The sequence below is a fragment of the Paenibacillus sp. VTT E-133280 genome (assembly GCF_002264385.1).
GTDB lineage: Bacteria > Bacillota > Bacilli > Paenibacillales > Paenibacillaceae > Paenibacillus_AQ > Paenibacillus_AQ nitricinens.
Window position 1 is genome coordinate 23,851 of sequence record NZ_NFUX01000056.1, and the last position, 17,359, is coordinate 41,209.

12 protein-coding genes are annotated in these 17,359 nt (G+C 40.2%); 3 read left to right on the plus strand and 9 right to left on the minus strand.

Annotated features, from left to right (window positions below; genetic code table 11):
- Positions 1-3: 3 nt before the first annotated feature.
- On the minus strand, positions 4-1,482 hold the full coding sequence (locus tag CA600_RS21795) for a carbohydrate ABC transporter substrate-binding protein (protein WP_094872856.1): 1,479 nt from the start codon (positions 1,480-1,482) through the stop codon (positions 4-6).
- Positions 1,483-1,913: 431 nt separating this feature from the next.
- Here CA600_RS21795 and CA600_RS21800 point away from each other — a divergent pair, with 431 nt between their 5' ends.
- Both CA600_RS21800 and CA600_RS21805 read left to right on the plus strand, forming a co-directional pair.
- Complete coding sequence (locus CA600_RS21800) at positions 1,914-3,602, plus strand: sensor histidine kinase (RefSeq protein ID WP_094872858.1); 1,689 nt, start codon at positions 1,914-1,916, stop codon at positions 3,600-3,602.
- Positions 3,603-3,616: 14 nt separating this feature from the next.
- Positions 3,617-5,224, plus strand: a complete 1,608-nt coding sequence (locus CA600_RS21805) for a response regulator transcription factor (RefSeq protein ID WP_256989961.1) — start codon at positions 3,617-3,619, stop codon at positions 5,222-5,224.
- Between the two features lie 62 nt (positions 5,225-5,286).
- Here CA600_RS21805 and CA600_RS21810 read toward each other — a convergent pair whose 3' ends face one another.
- Positions 5,287-5,829 (minus strand): DinB family protein, encoded by a 543-nt coding sequence (locus tag CA600_RS21810; RefSeq protein ID WP_094872901.1) that lies wholly within the window; start codon positions 5,827-5,829, stop codon positions 5,287-5,289.
- Positions 5,830-5,896: 67 nt separating this feature from the next.
- Positions 5,897-6,844 (minus strand): helix-turn-helix transcriptional regulator, encoded by a 948-nt coding sequence (locus tag CA600_RS21815; protein ID WP_094872862.1) that lies wholly within the window; start codon positions 6,842-6,844, stop codon positions 5,897-5,899.
- A gap of 141 nt (positions 6,845-6,985) precedes the next feature.
- On the opposite strand from CA600_RS21815, the gene CA600_RS21820 reads away from it, so the two are divergent.
- Positions 6,986-8,176 carry a coenzyme F420-0:L-glutamate ligase gene (locus tag CA600_RS21820; RefSeq protein ID WP_094872864.1) on the plus strand — a complete coding sequence of 397 codons (1,191 nt, stop codon included), beginning with the start codon at positions 6,986-6,988 and terminating at the stop codon, positions 8,174-8,176.
- Between the two features lie 375 nt (positions 8,177-8,551).
- On the opposite strand, the gene CA600_RS21825 is transcribed toward CA600_RS21820, so the two are convergent.
- The 6 genes from CA600_RS21825 to CA600_RS21855 form a co-directional block, all read right to left on the minus strand.
- The gene (locus tag CA600_RS21825; RefSeq protein ID WP_094872866.1) at positions 8,552-9,691 is read right to left on the minus strand and encodes a 5-methyltetrahydropteroyltriglutamate--homocysteine S-methyltransferase; all 1,140 of its coding nucleotides are present in this window, start codon (positions 9,689-9,691) and stop codon (positions 8,552-8,554) included.
- Positions 9,692-9,818: 127 nt separating this feature from the next.
- Positions 9,819-10,592, minus strand: coding sequence for an ABC transporter permease (locus CA600_RS21830; RefSeq protein ID WP_094872868.1), 774 nt, complete (start codon positions 10,590-10,592; stop codon positions 9,819-9,821).
- Positions 10,570-11,553, minus strand: coding sequence for an ABC transporter ATP-binding protein (locus tag CA600_RS21835; protein ID WP_094872904.1), 984 nt, complete (start codon positions 11,551-11,553; stop codon positions 10,570-10,572). The genes CA600_RS21830 and CA600_RS21835 overlap by 23 nt, the downstream gene beginning before the upstream one ends.
- Before the next feature lie 433 nt (positions 11,554-11,986).
- Complete coding sequence (locus CA600_RS21840; RefSeq protein WP_094872871.1) at positions 11,987-13,090, minus strand: alpha/beta hydrolase; 1,104 nt, start codon at positions 13,088-13,090, stop codon at positions 11,987-11,989.
- A gap of 53 nt (positions 13,091-13,143) precedes the next feature.
- The gene (locus CA600_RS21845; RefSeq protein ID WP_094872873.1) at positions 13,144-14,493 is read right to left on the minus strand and encodes an MFS transporter; all 1,350 of its coding nucleotides are present in this window, start codon (positions 14,491-14,493) and stop codon (positions 13,144-13,146) included.
- 279 nt (positions 14,494-14,772) lie between these two features.
- Complete coding sequence (locus CA600_RS21855; RefSeq protein ID WP_094872877.1) at positions 14,773-17,271, minus strand: GH39 family glycosyl hydrolase; 2,499 nt, start codon at positions 17,269-17,271, stop codon at positions 14,773-14,775.
- Positions 17,272-17,359 lie beyond the last annotated feature (88 nt).

Sequence of the window (17,359 nt, forward strand, 5' to 3'; positions counted from 1 at the left end):
AAATTATTTACTAGCTGCTTTCTCTTTACGAATCTGTGCAAAAGCTTTTTCAACATTATCCATCCATTGGTCAGTGGTCATTTGACCTGTCATGACTGGCGTCATCGTATTTTTGAACATTTCAGTGACTACACTAACCTTGGAGCCCTTCGGTAAGGATTGCCAGCCTTGCAGAATTGAAATGGAACCATTATAAGCCTCAAACATGTCATATACACCTTTGGTCAAGTATGGCTTCGACAGCTCCTTCGCACCGTTAAGTGCATACGCACCATTAGCTTTTTCCGCGAATAATTTAACGGACTCATCCGTATACAGGAACTTCAAGAATTCTTTAGCCAGCTCTGGATTTTTAGCTTTTGCTGGAATGGAGAATTGCTCATAGCTGGAAAGCACGTACTTCTGATCCCCTTTATTAAATACAGGCACAGTGGTCATCCCAAATTCAAAGCCATTCTCTCTAGGCGAATCCTTCATTTCATTTTCCATCCAGTTGCCGTTTACGATAAACAACGCTTTCCCCATCATCATATCGGTCTGCGATTGGGTATGATTCAGGGCAACCGTACCATCCATCAGATATCCGTCTTTAGATATTTTGTAGAAAATATCCAATACTTTTTTGATCGTGTCGTTCTTAAATGATCCTTCCTCGTAAGCAAATACTTTATCTAACGTTTCTTTACCACCCGCACTAGCAATGGCAGGATACAGGATTTCTTCCAAATAGTCCGGATAGATGCCTTGGTAAGTGAACAACGCTCTTTTCGTTTTCGTTCCATCTGCATTGACCAAGAAGTTCTCTTCTTTTTTCAGCTCATCGCCTAAAGCAAAGAACTCATCCCAAGTCTCAGGAACACTCCAGCCTTTTTCCGCGAACAATGTTTTGTTGTAAATCAAGCCCATCGGTCCAGCGTTAAAAGGTGCCAGATAGATCTTCCCGTCTTGATACGGCTGAAATCTTGTGCTGTCCAGCATTCCTGGAAGAATCATATCCTTTAGCGTCTCATCTTTATCTAATGCTTTGCTTTCGAATACATCACTGATATCTAGGAGTCCTTTTTCTTTAATGAGGGACAACATAATCCCACTTTGCTCTGTGTCCGTAACAGATAGGAAGTCAGGAGGATTACCGGCCACAATCTGTGGTCTGATCACTTCACCAACCTTAGGGTTGATCGTCATATTCACTTTTACCCCTGGATAAGTACTCTCGAATTTGCTGACAATTTCATTCCAATAATCGGCGCCATATCCTCCTTGGAATACAGCAATACTCAGTTCCTTGTTATCAAATTCCTTCTTAGCATCCTCTTTAGAAGTATTCTCAGCGTTCGTTGTACTTGTGGCTTGCGCGGTACTTGTAGCTTTTGTTGCATTCGAATCATTTGAAGCAGCAGGTTTATTCGTGCTATTCCCACAGCCAACCAACCCTACACCTAGCAGCGTAACCGCTAATAACGTACTCATCGTCTTTCTCATAAACGCCCTCCTTAAGATGTTCTTGCTATCAATCCAATCACAGATTCAATATTGAAAACGCTTTATCTGATAACTTAAGTATAGAAGTGTTTACGTTTAATTTACATTTACAATACAAACGTACCTATGTATTATTTTATCCATCTATCATTCAGGTTTCAGATATACTTATTCATCAGACTCACATGACTTGTAAACTTAGCAGTTAAAGGAATGGATAATACTAACGATTCCATAGATTATTCTTGCTTTTCGCCCATGCATATATATTCCATTCTTCTTTTTATGTTAACTTGTAAGTAAAGGATATCGAATGGGAGGTCATCCACCTGAGTCATAACAAAGGGAAGCGGTATTTTCCTAGTCCCCCACAAATCATAAGAAAAATTAAAATTCAAAATCGCTTAACCGTTATCTTCTTAATCGTTTCCGTGATTCCCATCATCTTTATAGGTTTCTATTCCTATACTATCTACTCCAAATCCATTAACAATAAATTAAGTAAATCTACCTTTCAGGCTTTGACACTGCTCAATCGAACGATGTTAAGCGAGCTTAATAACTATCAATATCTTGCCGGATCTGTTTCTACCAATCCTATTATTCAGGAGCGTTTAACGGCAGCACCTAATGAACCCGCTCCTAGCAATGCTACCATTAACCACGCTATGGATAATGTGTACAGAACCATTTATCCGGGATATGTTCAGAACGTTCGGATCATAGATTCCAAGAACGAACCGATCTATGAACTAGGCTATGATGGCATTCCCAATTCAAAATATGGGGAAATCATGAAACAGGTAGATCTGAATGCTCCTTATGACAGTCTTAATTATGTAAAAAGCTATCGTGCTTCCCATACGATTGTCCTGGGGCGTAAAATTTTTGATCAAGAAGACATTGGCGTTCCATTAGGTTATGTGTTTGTTTTTATCGGCGGGGAGTTATTCTCAAAAGTCATTCTTTCCAGTGTGGACTTAGGAACTGGTTCTAATCTGCTTATCATGAATAGAGAAGGAATAGTGATGTCCTCCAACCTAAAGGGTACAACACTTGGAGCAGCCTATGATAAAGGTCAACTTTTCAACCAAATCAAAGAACAAGAGTCACAGAAGAACCATTCCTTTCAAGGCTTAGTCAATGGCAAAATGCATCAGATCTCCTATATCAATAATAATCAATTAGGCTGGTACATGATTTCTACGGTTCCCTTCTCTTATATTAATTCTGAGACAAGTAAAATCACCACGGGACTCCTTATCGTTGTCAGCATCATTGTAGTCCTTTGTATCCTAATTATCATCGTCTTGTATAAAAGTATCCTGAAGCCTATCAAACAAATTATTGTCTTCTGTAATCAAATTTTTTATGGCAATTTATCCAATCGTATAGAAGATCACAGTAACGATGAGATGGGTGTTCTGGCAAATAGGATTAATAGTATGGTCAGCCGGATTGAGCAACTGATAGAGGATCAACAGAAAGATCAAAAGAGGCAGCGTTCGCTTGAATTACAAATGCTACAATCACAGATTAACCCTCATTTTTTATTCAACACTCTAAATTCCTTGCGATGGCTCGCAATGATTAACCAGGTTCCGGTGCTAAGTGATGGTATCTCCTCTCTCGCAGAATTACTGCGAAGTACCATCATCGATCAAGATGAGGAGATAACCATCAAACAAGAGCTTAATAATCTGGACAATTACTTTGCCATTCAAAAAATACGTTATGCTGATCGATTTGACGTTGAATATGATCTAGATGAATCGGTCTTAGATAGTCTGATTCCTAAACTTATTCTGCAGCCGATCGCTGAGAACGCTATCATCCATGGGGTTACGGATATTGGAGGAAAGGTTCTTATTCGCATTAAGGTTTACGCAAAAAATGAATACACACTTGTTATTGAAATCATTGATAACGGAAAAGGCTTTGACACGAAAAAATCGGAAAAGGCTGATACGCTGTCCGGTATCGGAATTTCTAATGTAGCCGATCGCATTAAGCTTCAATATGGTGAGAGCTACGGACTATTCATCACAAGCTTAGTGGGTCAAGGCACCTGTTGCCGCCTAATTATCCCCAAACAAACCTACGAAGAAGATAAGGGGTGATACTAGTGTATCCAATGTATAATGTAATGCTGGTGGATGATGAACCTATTGTAAAAGTCGCGCTCAGAACCATGATTCCGTGGGAAGAGCTTGGATATATGATCTGTGCTACAGCCTCTGACGGAATTGAAGCTTTAACCCTTGTCGAGAAATTTAATCCCCATATCATCATTACAGATCTCAAAATGCCTAATATGGATGGTTTGCAGCTGATAAAAGAACTGAATAACAGAGGGTTTGCAGGAAAAATCCTGGTGGCAAGTAACCACGGGGAGTATGAGTTGGTTCGCGAAGCATTAGTTCTTGGCGCTGTAGATTACATGCTTAAGATTAGTATGAAGACTGCGGACCTCATCCAGTTGCTGGAGAAATCCACGCACCTAATTCAAGAACAGCTTCAGTCCAAGCAGCAGCTAGAGACACAATCTCAGCTATTGCAACACAATTTAAAGAGTGTAAAAAATGCGATTTTAAAAGATTATTTTACCGACCCCTATTATGATATGAACCAGCTTGAACAGCAAGATTCTATAACACTCGCTTTTAGTGAAAATAGCTGCTATTTGTTCTACATTACCTTTGAGCAAAATAGCGCCAGCCCTAGCGAACGGAAAAATCAACTTTCGGTATCCTTCATTGAAAACATCATCTTAGATATCCTGGAAACCGTAGATCAATTCGAAATTATTCAGCTTGAATCGAATGCATTGTTGCTGCTAATCTCCACTGATACCTTAGATAATCAGCAAATTATCCGTACCGACTTTATCCATAGAGTCATCCAGTTGATCAAAATGTATATTTCCATTACCCCTACCATTGTTTATTCCCAGCCCATTAGAGGATACGCTGAGGCGAAAGTAATGCTAGAGCGATGTAAAGAATCCTTGGAAATCCAATTTTACAACGATATAACGATTATTGATCCCGAGATTGTCCATTTAAATGATACGCTCGATTTCGAAAACGTTCATGAGTTCTCTACAAATTTAATACAGGCCTGGAAACGCTCCGGCGTTGAAGCCGTTAATCAAGCCATTCATAATTTCCTTGAGACCTGCAGATCGAAACAAATAAAGCCGGCTGAAGCCAAAACATTCATCGTCAATTGTCTGCACTATCTTCCATTATGCGATGCTCACATTATCGTTGAAGATCCAAAGCTTTTGAAAACAACTATTGAGAATATTGCAAATAGTAAGCGAAGTGCTGAGATTCTAACGCAGATGGAGCTTTTATTTCAATTATTCACCCATCAAAAACAACAGATTGTGACTACCCATAATAGGGATGTTAAACAAACCATTGATTACATCAATGCAAATTATCAGAAAAAGCTGACCTTATCTCTGATTGCCAAGCAGGTCAACTTAAGTGAGAACTATCTATCCCGAATCTTTAAAGAAGAAGTCGGCCAAAGTATCATTCATTACATTAATACCGTAAAAATGGAGAAGGCCGCAGAGTTAATTCTAAAGGGCAACCCTTATGTCAAAGAGATTTCCACGCAAATCGGTATACATGATCAATTTTATTTCACCAGACTTTTCAAGAAGCATTTTGGTGTTAATCCGAGTGAATATAAAGATTATGTTCAAGCGACGCTTGGCTCAGGAAATTAAAGATCATTTCTTTTACGACGAAAGGCCATTGCTGTAGATCAGCAAAGGCCTCTTTTTTTGGTTTACATCACTTTCCGAAACAATTCCTTGTTTAATCGCTCCAGCTGCAGAAGATGATGACGATAGTGCATTTCAATAAGCAGGAACCATTCCTCCGCGCATAGTCCACCGAATCGCGGATGAGATACGGTATTAAGTTTGGACGCTTTTTCAAGAGACGGTTCGACCTCTCTCATTCTTTGGATGACTGATTGTAACCCTTGAATTAATTGTTCTTTGCTCTCCGGCTGCTCCGGTGTATATTGGGCAGAAGGCGGAACCTGAATACGAATGGGTGGAAAGCTTCCTTGTGCAAATATAGCCGCACCATCCTCGGTTTTCCCTACATGAGATATTAAGGGATCTTGGCTTGGCGCCAGACATTGATCAATATTACGAAGCTGCATATACAGTGCCGAGTTAATGAGATGTTGAACCATCTGTCCGATGGACCACTCGTTTTCACTTGGCTTTTGCTTCAGCTGTTCCAGATTGAATCGCTCTAATTCATGAATATAGTATGTCGCAGTTTCTTCAAAACGTTGTAAGGCTTCTTTAGTTGTAATCATCATATTTCAGCTCCTCTAGTCATTAATTATCCAAGTATACAAAAACGCTACTGACAGCGTTATGTCAGTAGCGTTTTAACATTATTTCCAGCTCGTTTCTAACTTGATGGCGAAAAGATTCCGGCTCTAGCACAACCATGCCGCCTCCCCAGCCCAGCACCCATTGCAGCAATTCCGCTGGCTCTCGAACTCGAAAAGTAACCAGTAAGCCTTCCGCATGCTCCTCTATAGTTTCAATATAGAAATTGTTCGATTCCCTTACCCTATCGGCTATGTCCGAATGGACTAAGATAAGCACATGAACGTTGCGATCATCAGGAGGTTGGTATACCTCCAATTGGAAATCCGCTGGCAGTATGAATTTATCTTCCAGATCTATAAGCTCCCTCATTCGGGATAACCGGAAATGACGGATGCCTTGACGCAATTCACACCAAGCGACGAGTACCCATGATCCTTGATGAAGCACAAGTCCGTAAGGAGCAACCGTACGAATACTTTGACGGTTCCCATCGGCTTCGGCGATTCTTTTGGCATAACGAAATCTTATTTTCCTCTCCTCCAATATCGCTCGACGAATGGCTTCCAGACATGCCTTTTCTTGTATTGGTGCTATATCTGCTGCGGATGCAAATAAACGAAAACTTTTGCGGATCTGTGACGCTTCACTGCGGATGGCTTCTGGAAGGATAGCTTCTATCTTTGCTTTAGAGCTTCTAGCCTTATTGCTATAGTGGGCATCAAACCACTGCTCGATAAAGTCAGTCCCGATAAGCAATGTCACTGCTTCGTCCAGCGTGAAACTAACGGGTGGCAGGAAATACCCCTCGATTAAGGAGTAGCCCTGCCCTGGCGCTCCTATTATGGATACGCCCGCTTCACTCAGTGCCTGAATATCCCGATAGATAGTTCTCACACTCGTTTCAAACGTAGCCGCCAAATCCTCCGCCCGTAACATTTTATTTCGCTGCAGTTCAAGCACTATAGCTAACAATCGATCCATTTTGTTCATACGGCGCTCCCTCTATAAATCCTTTTTATATTAGATATCACAAACATTAATTTCACTTATATCGCTTAAAAGGGTATAGTAATATAGGATAAAAACCATTACTTATATAGAGAGTATACCCTTATAAGAGGAGAGATTGTATTGGAAAGAGTAGTTGGAACAGTGGTGCGCGGACTTCGCGGACCCATCATTAACAATGGGGATAACATAGAAGAAATCGTAGTTCAGACCGTATTGAATGCTGCAACAATCGAGGGTTTTAAGATAGAGGATCGCGACATTGTAACCGTAACAGAATCCATTGTGGCTCGGGCACAAGGAAACTATGCGACCATTGATAATATTGCTGCTGATATTAAAGCAAAATTCGGTGAAGAGACTGTGGGTGTTATTTTCCCTATTCTTAGCCGTAACCGGTTTGCTAACTGCTTGCGTGGAATTGCCAAAGGGGCACAAAAAGTAGTCTTAATGTTAAGCTATCCATCGGATGAAGTAGGCAACCATCTTGTAGACATCGACGAATTAGATGCTAAGGGTGTCAATCCATGGACGGATGTATTAACTGAGGCTCAGTTCCGTGAACATTTCGGCTATATTAAGCACCCATTCACAGGTGTTGACTATATCGAATATTATAAAAGCTTAATTGAAGCTGAAGGTGTGGCTTGTGAAGTCATCTTCTCCAACAATCCGAAAACCATTTTAAACTACACAAAAAATGTATTAACTTGTGATATTCACACACGGTTCAGAACCAAACGAATTCTCATGAGCAATGGTGCTGAAAAAGTATTTGGTCTGGATGATGTTCTTACACAATCCATCGATGGCAGCGGCTTTAACGAAGCTTATGGTCTGCTTGGCTCTAATAAAGCAACAGAAGAAAGCGTAAAGCTATTCCCTAATAACTGCCAACCTATCGTAGATGGTATCCAAGCAAAAATTAAAGAAATTACAGGTAAAACTGTAGAAGTAATGGTCTATGGCGATGGTGCATTCAAAGATCCGGTCGGTAAAATATGGGAACTGGCAGATCCAGTTGTATCCCCTGCCTATACTGCAGGACTTGATGGAACGCCAAATGAGGTGAAATTGAAATATTTGGCCGATAACAACTTCTCTCATCTTCGTGGTGAAGAGCTGAAACAAGCCATTTCTAAATATATCCAGAATAAAAATGAGGATCTGGTTGGTGCGATGGAAGCCCAAGGGACTACACCTCGTAGATTAACGGACCTGATTGGTTCATTATCTGATTTGACTTCTGGTAGTGGAGACAAAGGAACACCAATGATTTATATTCAAGGTTACTTCGATAACTATACAAAATAATATAAGTACAAAAAAGGGAGCCTCTTAACGAGAGCTCCCTTTTTTGTACTTTGCGTTTTATAGATTAGGGAATTTCTCCCTAAAATTCAGAGATATTTGATCATTAGGCTGACAATTAGGGAATTCCTTCCTATAATTCAACTGATTTGGTCGTGAATTTAGTTATCCCCCGATTTTTAGGGAGGAATTCCCTGATTCGATTCATTTAGAGGAATGATCGGCTTTTATTAGGGAGATTTTCCCTAATCTAGTCACTGGTATAGATAGAACTAGCCAAGTATATCGATGCACTCGCTTTAAATCAAAATAAACCTTAAGCCGAGTCGGATGAATATCCGTGCGGTTTAAGGTGTTTTTTTAACTTTTTACTTATCCTTAATTCCAGATCTCTTCCGCAATCTCTTTAATATACGCAAGCTTGCGCCATTGCTGCTCCTCTGTCAGGTGGTTACCTTCTTCCGTAGAAGCGAATCCGCATTGCGGGCTCAGGCAAATCCGGTCCAGATCAACATATTGCTTTGCTTCTTCAATACGCTTCAGGATATCTTCCTTGCTCTCCAGCTCACCAAATTTGGAAGAGAACAGACCAAGCACGACCTGTTGATTGTCTTTTAGGAAGCGCAAAGGTTTGAAATCGCCCGCCCGTTCCGTATCAAACTCCAGATAGTAACCTGAGTAGTTATTGATGTTCAGAAGTGTTTGCGCGATAGGTTCATAACCTCCGCCTACTCCAGCATAAGTAGAAACATAATTGCCTCGGCATACATGTGTCGTTACAACCAGATCTTCCGGCAGACCGGATACTACTTCTTCGTTCAACTTCGCAAGCTCGTTCGCATATTCAGCTACATTCACACCAACCTGATTCATAAATGCTATAAACTGTTCGTCGCACAGAGCTCCCCACGTGCAATCGTCGATTTGAATGCTGCGGCAGCCCGCTGCATAAAAGGCAAGAATTGACGCTTTGTATGCTTTGGCAATATCCGAAATTAGCTCTTCACGATTCGGGTATAATTCATTCGTGCTTTCCTTATTTTCTGCCCGATCCAGCTCAAACAGGAATTGCGCAGCTGCAGGAATCGATTGACGCGCAACAACGCCCTCGCCTGCAGCGCCTTTTAAGAATTCATAATGCGCTACAAAAGGGTGGCTGCAGTAGCTTATTTTCCCGGTCAATCGGGCTGTTTCTGGTCTCGACTGCGCGCCGTTAAACTGGTAGCCTTGATCAATAATAGTCCGCTCTACACCATCAAATCCCCAGAAGAAATCTAGGTGCCACCAAGAACGGCGGAATTCGCCGTCAGTTACAGCTTGAAGGCCTACCTCTTTTTGCTTCTGCACTAGCTTAACGATTTCTTTATTTTCAATTTCCTTCAGCTGCTCAGCGGTAATTTCGCCGTTTTTGAATTTTGATCTAGCCTCTTTCAACGCTTGAGGGCGCAGGAAGCTGCCAACAATATCATATCGAAATGGAGTAACGGTTCGTTGTTTAGGTTCGGTTTGAGTGCTCATATATTAATCTCCTCGTAAAAAATTATTAAAATTAATATAGCATATCCGATGGCCTATACCGTTACACCAATGAGTTATGGCAGGTTATAAGTATTAGCTATACCTAAAGAATAAACGTTTGTGTAGGCTAATATTGCCCGAGAAGACCTTTCTTCATGGCTATTTTCTCGCACCGATCAAACACAAAGAGCCCTAAAATCAAATACACTAGCGAATTTAATAGTAATACGCCATAATCTGATAAGGGCAACTCCGTTAGCGTAAGATTCTCTATCATCACTGTTCTTACCATATTCACGCCTTTGACGAATGGAGCAAACGCCAGAAATGGTGCGACAGATATCGGAACAAATACAAGTCCCATCAAAACGAATTGGAAAATCTGTAAAAATGCTTGAATTTGTTTCACGATAACAGCCAAACCAGCAATCATAAAGCTGACCCCCACCATACTTATCATCGTAACTATAATGATTGGGATCGTAGTCATAGGATTTAAGCTCAACCACTGCCCGGAGGTCAGCATCGCACCAAAGAGTAAAAGGATCATAATAACAGACTGTAAGCCCAATTGACTGATGATCCGCGTGAGCATGATTTTCCACACGCCCAAGGGAGACATATATAACTGTTCTAACGTTCCACGCGTCGCTTCTGTGATTACCGAATAACCAATAAAATTCATCGTCATCATCGTTAAGCTCCAAAAGACCACACTTACAATGGAGTATTGAACATTCGTATCAAAGCTGGCCGGATCTCCTATGAACATAATTCCAAAAAATGCAGCCAGAAATATAATATAAAAAGTGGCTACTAACGCAATCGTGTTCGGTAGATAACGTTTCATCTCAATATATTCCTTACGAAAATTCGCATTAAATAAATGGAGCCATTTCATGAGTTCTACCTCCTTTCACAATCTGAATAAACACTTGTTCAAAATCAATCGTAATACGATCAATACTTTCCACCATGGTTCCTTCCTCTTTCAGGAGATCAAACAACTCGTAGATATCCTGCCCATGCTCTAAGTTCACTTCCACAATCGTTTCATGAGAGCTTGCTTTATAAGTACTTAAAGGGAATATACTCAACAGTTTATTCTCCTGTTCTAGGCTTAATTGCTCACCCAGCTTAATGGAATATGCCCTTGTTTCAAATAACTTAAGTAAATTCTCCACCCTGTCATCAATCACAACTTCACCTTTATTAATGATAATGGCACGGTCACACAGCTCCTGAACGACGGGCATATCATGTGAGCTAATAATGATCGTACGTCTTTCTTCCCTTACTATCGTTTTTAGAATATTACGTAATTCATAACTAACCTCAACATCCAAACCGAGCGTTGGCTCATCCAGCAAGATGACATCCGTATTAGCTAATAACGCCACAGCGATTGCCAGCTTTTGCTGCATCCCCCGGGATAATCCATTAACCAGCTCATTCTCCTTTTCTTTAAGATTGAATTGCCCTAATAATTTCTCTGTTTGATCGACTATTTGCTTCCGAGAGTACCCCCGGTTACCTGCAAAATATTCTAAATTTTCCCGTACGGTAAGACGCCAATATAAATTCCGGTTTCCCTCTAATACAGCACTAATATGCTCTAGCGCTTTCAGTCTCTTCTTGCATATATCTAAACCATTAATGGAAATAGAACCCCCATCCGATTCTAACAAACCACAAAGCATCTTTATTGTTGATGTTTTCCCAGCCCCATTGGGGCCCAATAAACCGAGAACCTCACCACGATTTACATGAAAAGAAACATTACGAACGGCATGTATTTTCTCTTTCGTCTTTCTTTTCGCATAGACCTTGCTAATCCCCTGTACCTCTATAATTTTCTCCACCTTATAACCATCCTCTCCCGTACGATTTTTAAAGAGTGATTCCATTGTTAAATTCATTTTATTTTAGAATCTAAATTTAGATAACTGGCTCCAGATGGATACTTTCTCCGTCTGGGGGATGAGATTTGGGAAAGCGCTTGTTTATACAAGTACGACAAAGAGACACAGCTCTTGAGATGTGTCTGGAGTCTTATTTTCTTCATGAAAAAAACTAAACCTAGGGCTTGCTGAACATTCAAATTTCTCTGTAAAAACAAGGGTTTGTAGCTTCCAGACGAATTCCCCTGCCTACTGTATAACATCAGAATGACATACTAAAAAAGCTGTGTATTAATAATAAGAAAGTGGTGAAATTTTAATAAAAATCGCCCTCTTTCATCTTGCTGATTAGACAAGATAAGGAGAGCGATCTTTTATATTACCATGCACGTTATTATCCGAAAATGCGCTTAATTCCTCTAGCAATTTCATTCATACAATCCTCTGCTTGTGGGTAAACGCCGATTTTATCCATGAACGCGTGGTCCATTCCATTATATCGGATATACTGTGTATTAACGCCTGCACGTTGTAGTTTTCTAGCGTAGGCTTCACACTCAAGTGTCAAATAATCATACTGTGCAGTAATAATTAACGTGTCAGGCATACCGCTTAAATCCTCTACTAATAAGGGAGAAGTATAGGCGCTTGTTGCAGGAATTTTGCCTTGTAAATAAATATTGTCCAGCATAGTCGTCATATCCCCCATACCCATTAGTAGTCCCTTGATCAGCTCATGATGATTGTTAATCGTGTACTCTTCGATATTCCATTCGAAATCATCCGTTGCTGCCCCAGCCATGTTCACCGTCGGATAAAGCAAAGCCTGGAATTTAATCATACCTGTTCCTAGATCTCTATCCTTCATCGCGCATACCGTTGATAAGTTCCCACCTGCGCTATCGCCACATACTGCGATTTGATTCGGATTTATATTCAGTTCTGCCGCATGCTCATATACCCAGCGAACAGCATCAAAGCAATCGTTTAATCCTGCAGGAAACGGATGCTCAGGTGCAAGGCGGTAATCCACCGAAACAACAACTGCATTTGCTTTCTCAGCAATTGCTTTACACGGATTCTCCACTACATCCAAAGTACCTCCCAGGAAACCACCACCGTGAAAGAAGACTACCGCCGGGACCTTCGAGCCTTCAGCTGGAGAATAGATCCGAACTGGGATAGAACCCTCTGAACCTTCTATATCTTTCGATTCTGTAAGAATATCCGTTGTTGTTACATCTGTATTCGGCGAGCCCATCATTGCACGCATCCCCTGAACCATTGCCATTAAATCAAACTCTCCCTCAGGTGGCTTGCCCATCGCAGCCATCTTTTCAGCACTTTCGATGGTTGTCTGCAAAACACGAGCGTCCATTTCTCCCTCAGCATCTGAATCTGGAAGCTTTTTAATCATCATGTCTAGACCTTTGACATTCTTAACCTCTGTCCGTCTCTCTAGTTCTGCCAACAGATTTTCATATAGATATTTTTCCATGATGTCCTTCATCTCCCAAGTTAAATTCTTAGTTTTAATTATATAATTCTTATTTAGGCTCCAATTCCGGGGCCTCTACGAGCTTTCAAGTCACTAATCATTTGGGGCTCATCTTTATCTAACTTATAAAACAGGAATAATAGAATAACAATGACATTCGCAATTAAGGGTAACCATACAAAATTGAATTCAATTGCTAGCAAAGCCGATGGCGCTTGCGCTTGATTCGGTACATATTTCCCTAACGCTAGAACCCAAGCTGCAATCGCACCCCCAAGCCCCATTCCGAACTTAGCACCAAAACTGCTTGCGGCAGATAGTAAGCCTGGTGCCCTTACTCCTGATTTCCATTCTCCATAATCAATCGTGTCAGCAATCATCGCGAACAGTAGACCAAATGCAAAGCCCCCACCAAAATTACTGATTATGACACCCGTTAATGCAAGCGGAACAGACATCATCTGTGCACCTAGATAGACAATGATTTGCCCCACAATACCAATGATCATCCCCGTAAAGACCACATTCCGTTTACCTAATTTCTTACTAAAATAAGGAACTAGTATAATCGCAAGTAACATTAGAACGTTAAGGCCATTAACAAGCGGAATTAAGTCTTCTCTACCTAGGTTATATTTAAAGTAATAAATAGTAGCAGGACCCTTTGCTGTAACTCCGATAAATACGAACAGGCCAGTAGCCAAAAGGATCCACCAAGGTGTGTTCCCTTTAATTGCCTTTACTCCTTCTTTAAAAGGGACGGGACGATTGCCTTCAACTTGAACACGTTCCCTTACATTTTTAAATGTAATCAAGAAAAATACGACTGCTACACCAGCATAGATCATCATCGTTAACATAAAACCCTGTTTTTGATCGCCTTTTCCTAATACATCAACAAGAGGTAGTGTCGCAATACTGACAAATATAGCTCCTACTTGCGCCAGAATCATACGAACCGATGACACTACCGTTCTTTCCTGTGAATCACTTGACATGCTTGGCAAAATCGAAGTGAGGGGCAAGTTAATACCTGCGTATAAGACATTCAGTAGAATATAGGTAATATACGCGTAAGCCAATTTTCCTGTATCCCCGAAATCCGGAGACAGAAACGCAAGAATTGCAATTGCCGCGAACGGAATCGATAACCAAAGAAACCAGGGTCTGGATTTCCCATATTTCGAAGTCGTGCGGTCAATTAAGACTCCAAATACCGGTCCGTCGAACGCATCAATAATTCTCGCTAAAAGGAATAAGGTTCCTACAGCTGCGACATTCAACCCATATACATCCGTGTAGTAAAACATTAAATATAAGGTAACCGTCTGGAAAATAAGATTAGAAGCCGTATCTCCTAGACCATAACTGATTCTTTCTTTCCATGAAACTTGTTTATTCATACACGTACCCCCTGTAAATTTCATAGTAAGGAAGCTTCGACCAACCATAATGTAACCCCTTACATTTGTGATTATAGACAATTTTCATCCATTCCACTTTCCGTTTCTTAATCAAAAATAGACCAAATTTCATGATTTTTATCATTAGTAAATTAAGCGCTTTCAATAAAATCATAAAAAAGGGCTGATCCAAATCCATGAAATGGATTTGGATCAGCCCTTTTTGAGTGTATTGATTTATATAGTTTTTTAAACCTATTAAGATTTCATTTAAAAGCACTATACATCATACACAGGCCATAGTTCATATAATCGAACTTCATGAGGGTTTAATTTACATTTAATATCGAGCGAACTTTGGATATCAATCGTCTTCCTCACTTGATTGGGTACAGCCTTACGATTCAAATAGGCCACTTCCTCTGCATCAAGTGAACTTGGTGCACCCATCTCAAGCCATGTATCATAAGCGCTGCCGTGATCCCGATTTATCGTAGTTTGACGAAGCTTGTATACACCACTTGGTATTCCTTGGATCACAAAACTCATCTCTAAATTATTCGTGTCTCTGAAGACGTGATATCGATTCAAAGCGTCAATTCCTAGTGAATCAGACGTACCATACAATCGATCAAAATGACAATAATGGTAAACCATCAATTGATAGCCTTGCGACGATTTTGTGAGACAATATCCAGCGCCAAGCTCCATTAGGCGATCACCAAGCTTGCCTAACAGCTCATAAGCATAATAACCTGGCTTTAGAATTCCATTGCTCGTTACTAAGCCCAATCCACCATGAAAGGGTTCCTCTGCTGGCGGCAGCTCCTCCAGTAAGTCCGTCAAGGACCAGTAAGCTAAGCTCTGCAGTTCATCTAAATTCTCTAGTACATTCTTCACAATATAGGCTGCTTTATAACAGGTATCGTTCGTCAAATCGCGGTGAAATGGTGTTGAATTCCATTCCGTTACTTGAACATCAGGCACTTGCGAGAGCTTTGCTTTCAGTTTATCTTTTAACAAATGAATCGTTTCATTCAAATAATTATCGTTACTTAAATGTATCCAAGATATTGGTTTATCTACTACTCGCTGCTCTCGTACTGGATAACTGTGGAACGAAATAACATCGGGAATACAATGATTTGTGATACAGAAATCTAAATAATGATCTAACCAAGACTCTTGATATACCGTTTCTGAAAAAAGATCTGGCCCCCCCATTTGGAATTTAGAGCAGCTAGCTTTAACAGCTTGATAAGTCTGAATATACATTTCGCCATAATCTTCGAACGCATCTGGCCAAAAAACTTGCAAATCAGGTTCATTCCAGCAAGCAAAATACCAATGCTTCATCTCTTCTTCGCCATAACGGTTTTTGCAGAACAAAAGTAATTGCTCCACGAGCTTTCTCCACTTCCCTATGTCCTTGGGTTTACTCAGATTACTCTTCTTATAGAAGAAAGAAGACTCACTACTCGCTAAATCTTTAGGCATGAAGCCAAGCTCAATATAAGGGCGAAGTCCAATGCTTCGTATAAAATCTATTAATTGTCCGACATAGAAGAAATTAAAAATCGGACTGCCTTGTACATCCTCACGATAAACCATCATCTCATCATCAAATATCCCATGAAACCTAATATGACTAAACTGGACCTTTACCTGAATCAACTTTAAATGTGTTTGCACTTCACTCATTAAAATTTCCTTCGCCTTGCTTATCGTACATATTTTTCGCCAATAAGGTTTAATCACCGTACTCTTACCGGAGAGATGCACCCTAATTTCTTTTGAGACTACACCTTTATCAAGCGTCTTATCGGCTGTTTGCTGATCAGGTGAAGGCAAATACTTGAATAAAGCCTCATACGCATTCTCACGATCAAAATCCAAGTAAGTTGCATAATCATTTGAAGACAGGTTCTCATGCTCCTCATACCTTTGCAAATCCTTACGGTATTGAATCGGTGTTATTTTATAAACCTCCTTAAACACCTTGTGAAAAGATTTCAAACTCGGAAATCCATGGTCCATAGCAATTTGAGTAATGGAATGATCCGTGTAAGTAATATCTCTGACAGCATGCTTCAATCGAAGCTGATTGACATATTGACTAAAGGACTTCCCCATACTTTTCTGAAAAAAACTAGACAAATATGGAACCGATAAGTGTTCCTGCTCCGCAATATCGAACAAACTAAGTGATTTCATATAGTTGCCTTGGATGTAGTTCACGATACTTAACATACGCTCTGTGTACTTGGAACCAATTCGACTACTATTATCTTCGCGACTCTCTCTGAATTTCCAAAGCAGTACGTAAATTAGCTGGAATAGTAACGACTTTATTTTGAGCTCATAGCTATAATTTTCTTTGTTATATACCCACATCATTTCGGCTAATAAAGAGCGGATTTCATTAAATTTCTCTTGCTCTTCCTCTCCATATAGAAAGGATTTGCATAGGAACCTAACTTGATCGATATCGGCAAATTCAGTTTTAATGAATGAAATGGGAATCTGCAAGGCAAGCACCAAATTATTCTCATGGGATTGAATGGAATGAATTTCATTGCTGTTGATGATCAAGACATCCTCTTCTTTTAGGGTAAATCTTTTCTTTTCAATATAGACATCGACTTTCCCTTTGAGAACGAACAGTAACTCAATGCTGTCATGCCAGTGGTCCTCCACAAATTGCGCATTATGAAGAAATATATTAATTGGCAAATCATTGTTCATTTGAATGCTTTCATAAATGTAATCCAAAGCCACCGTTCACCTCTCTTCATCCGTTTCTTTGGTCAAAACGCTAAATAGCATTATACTCCGCAAATTCATTTTTATATAATAGCTTTTTTTA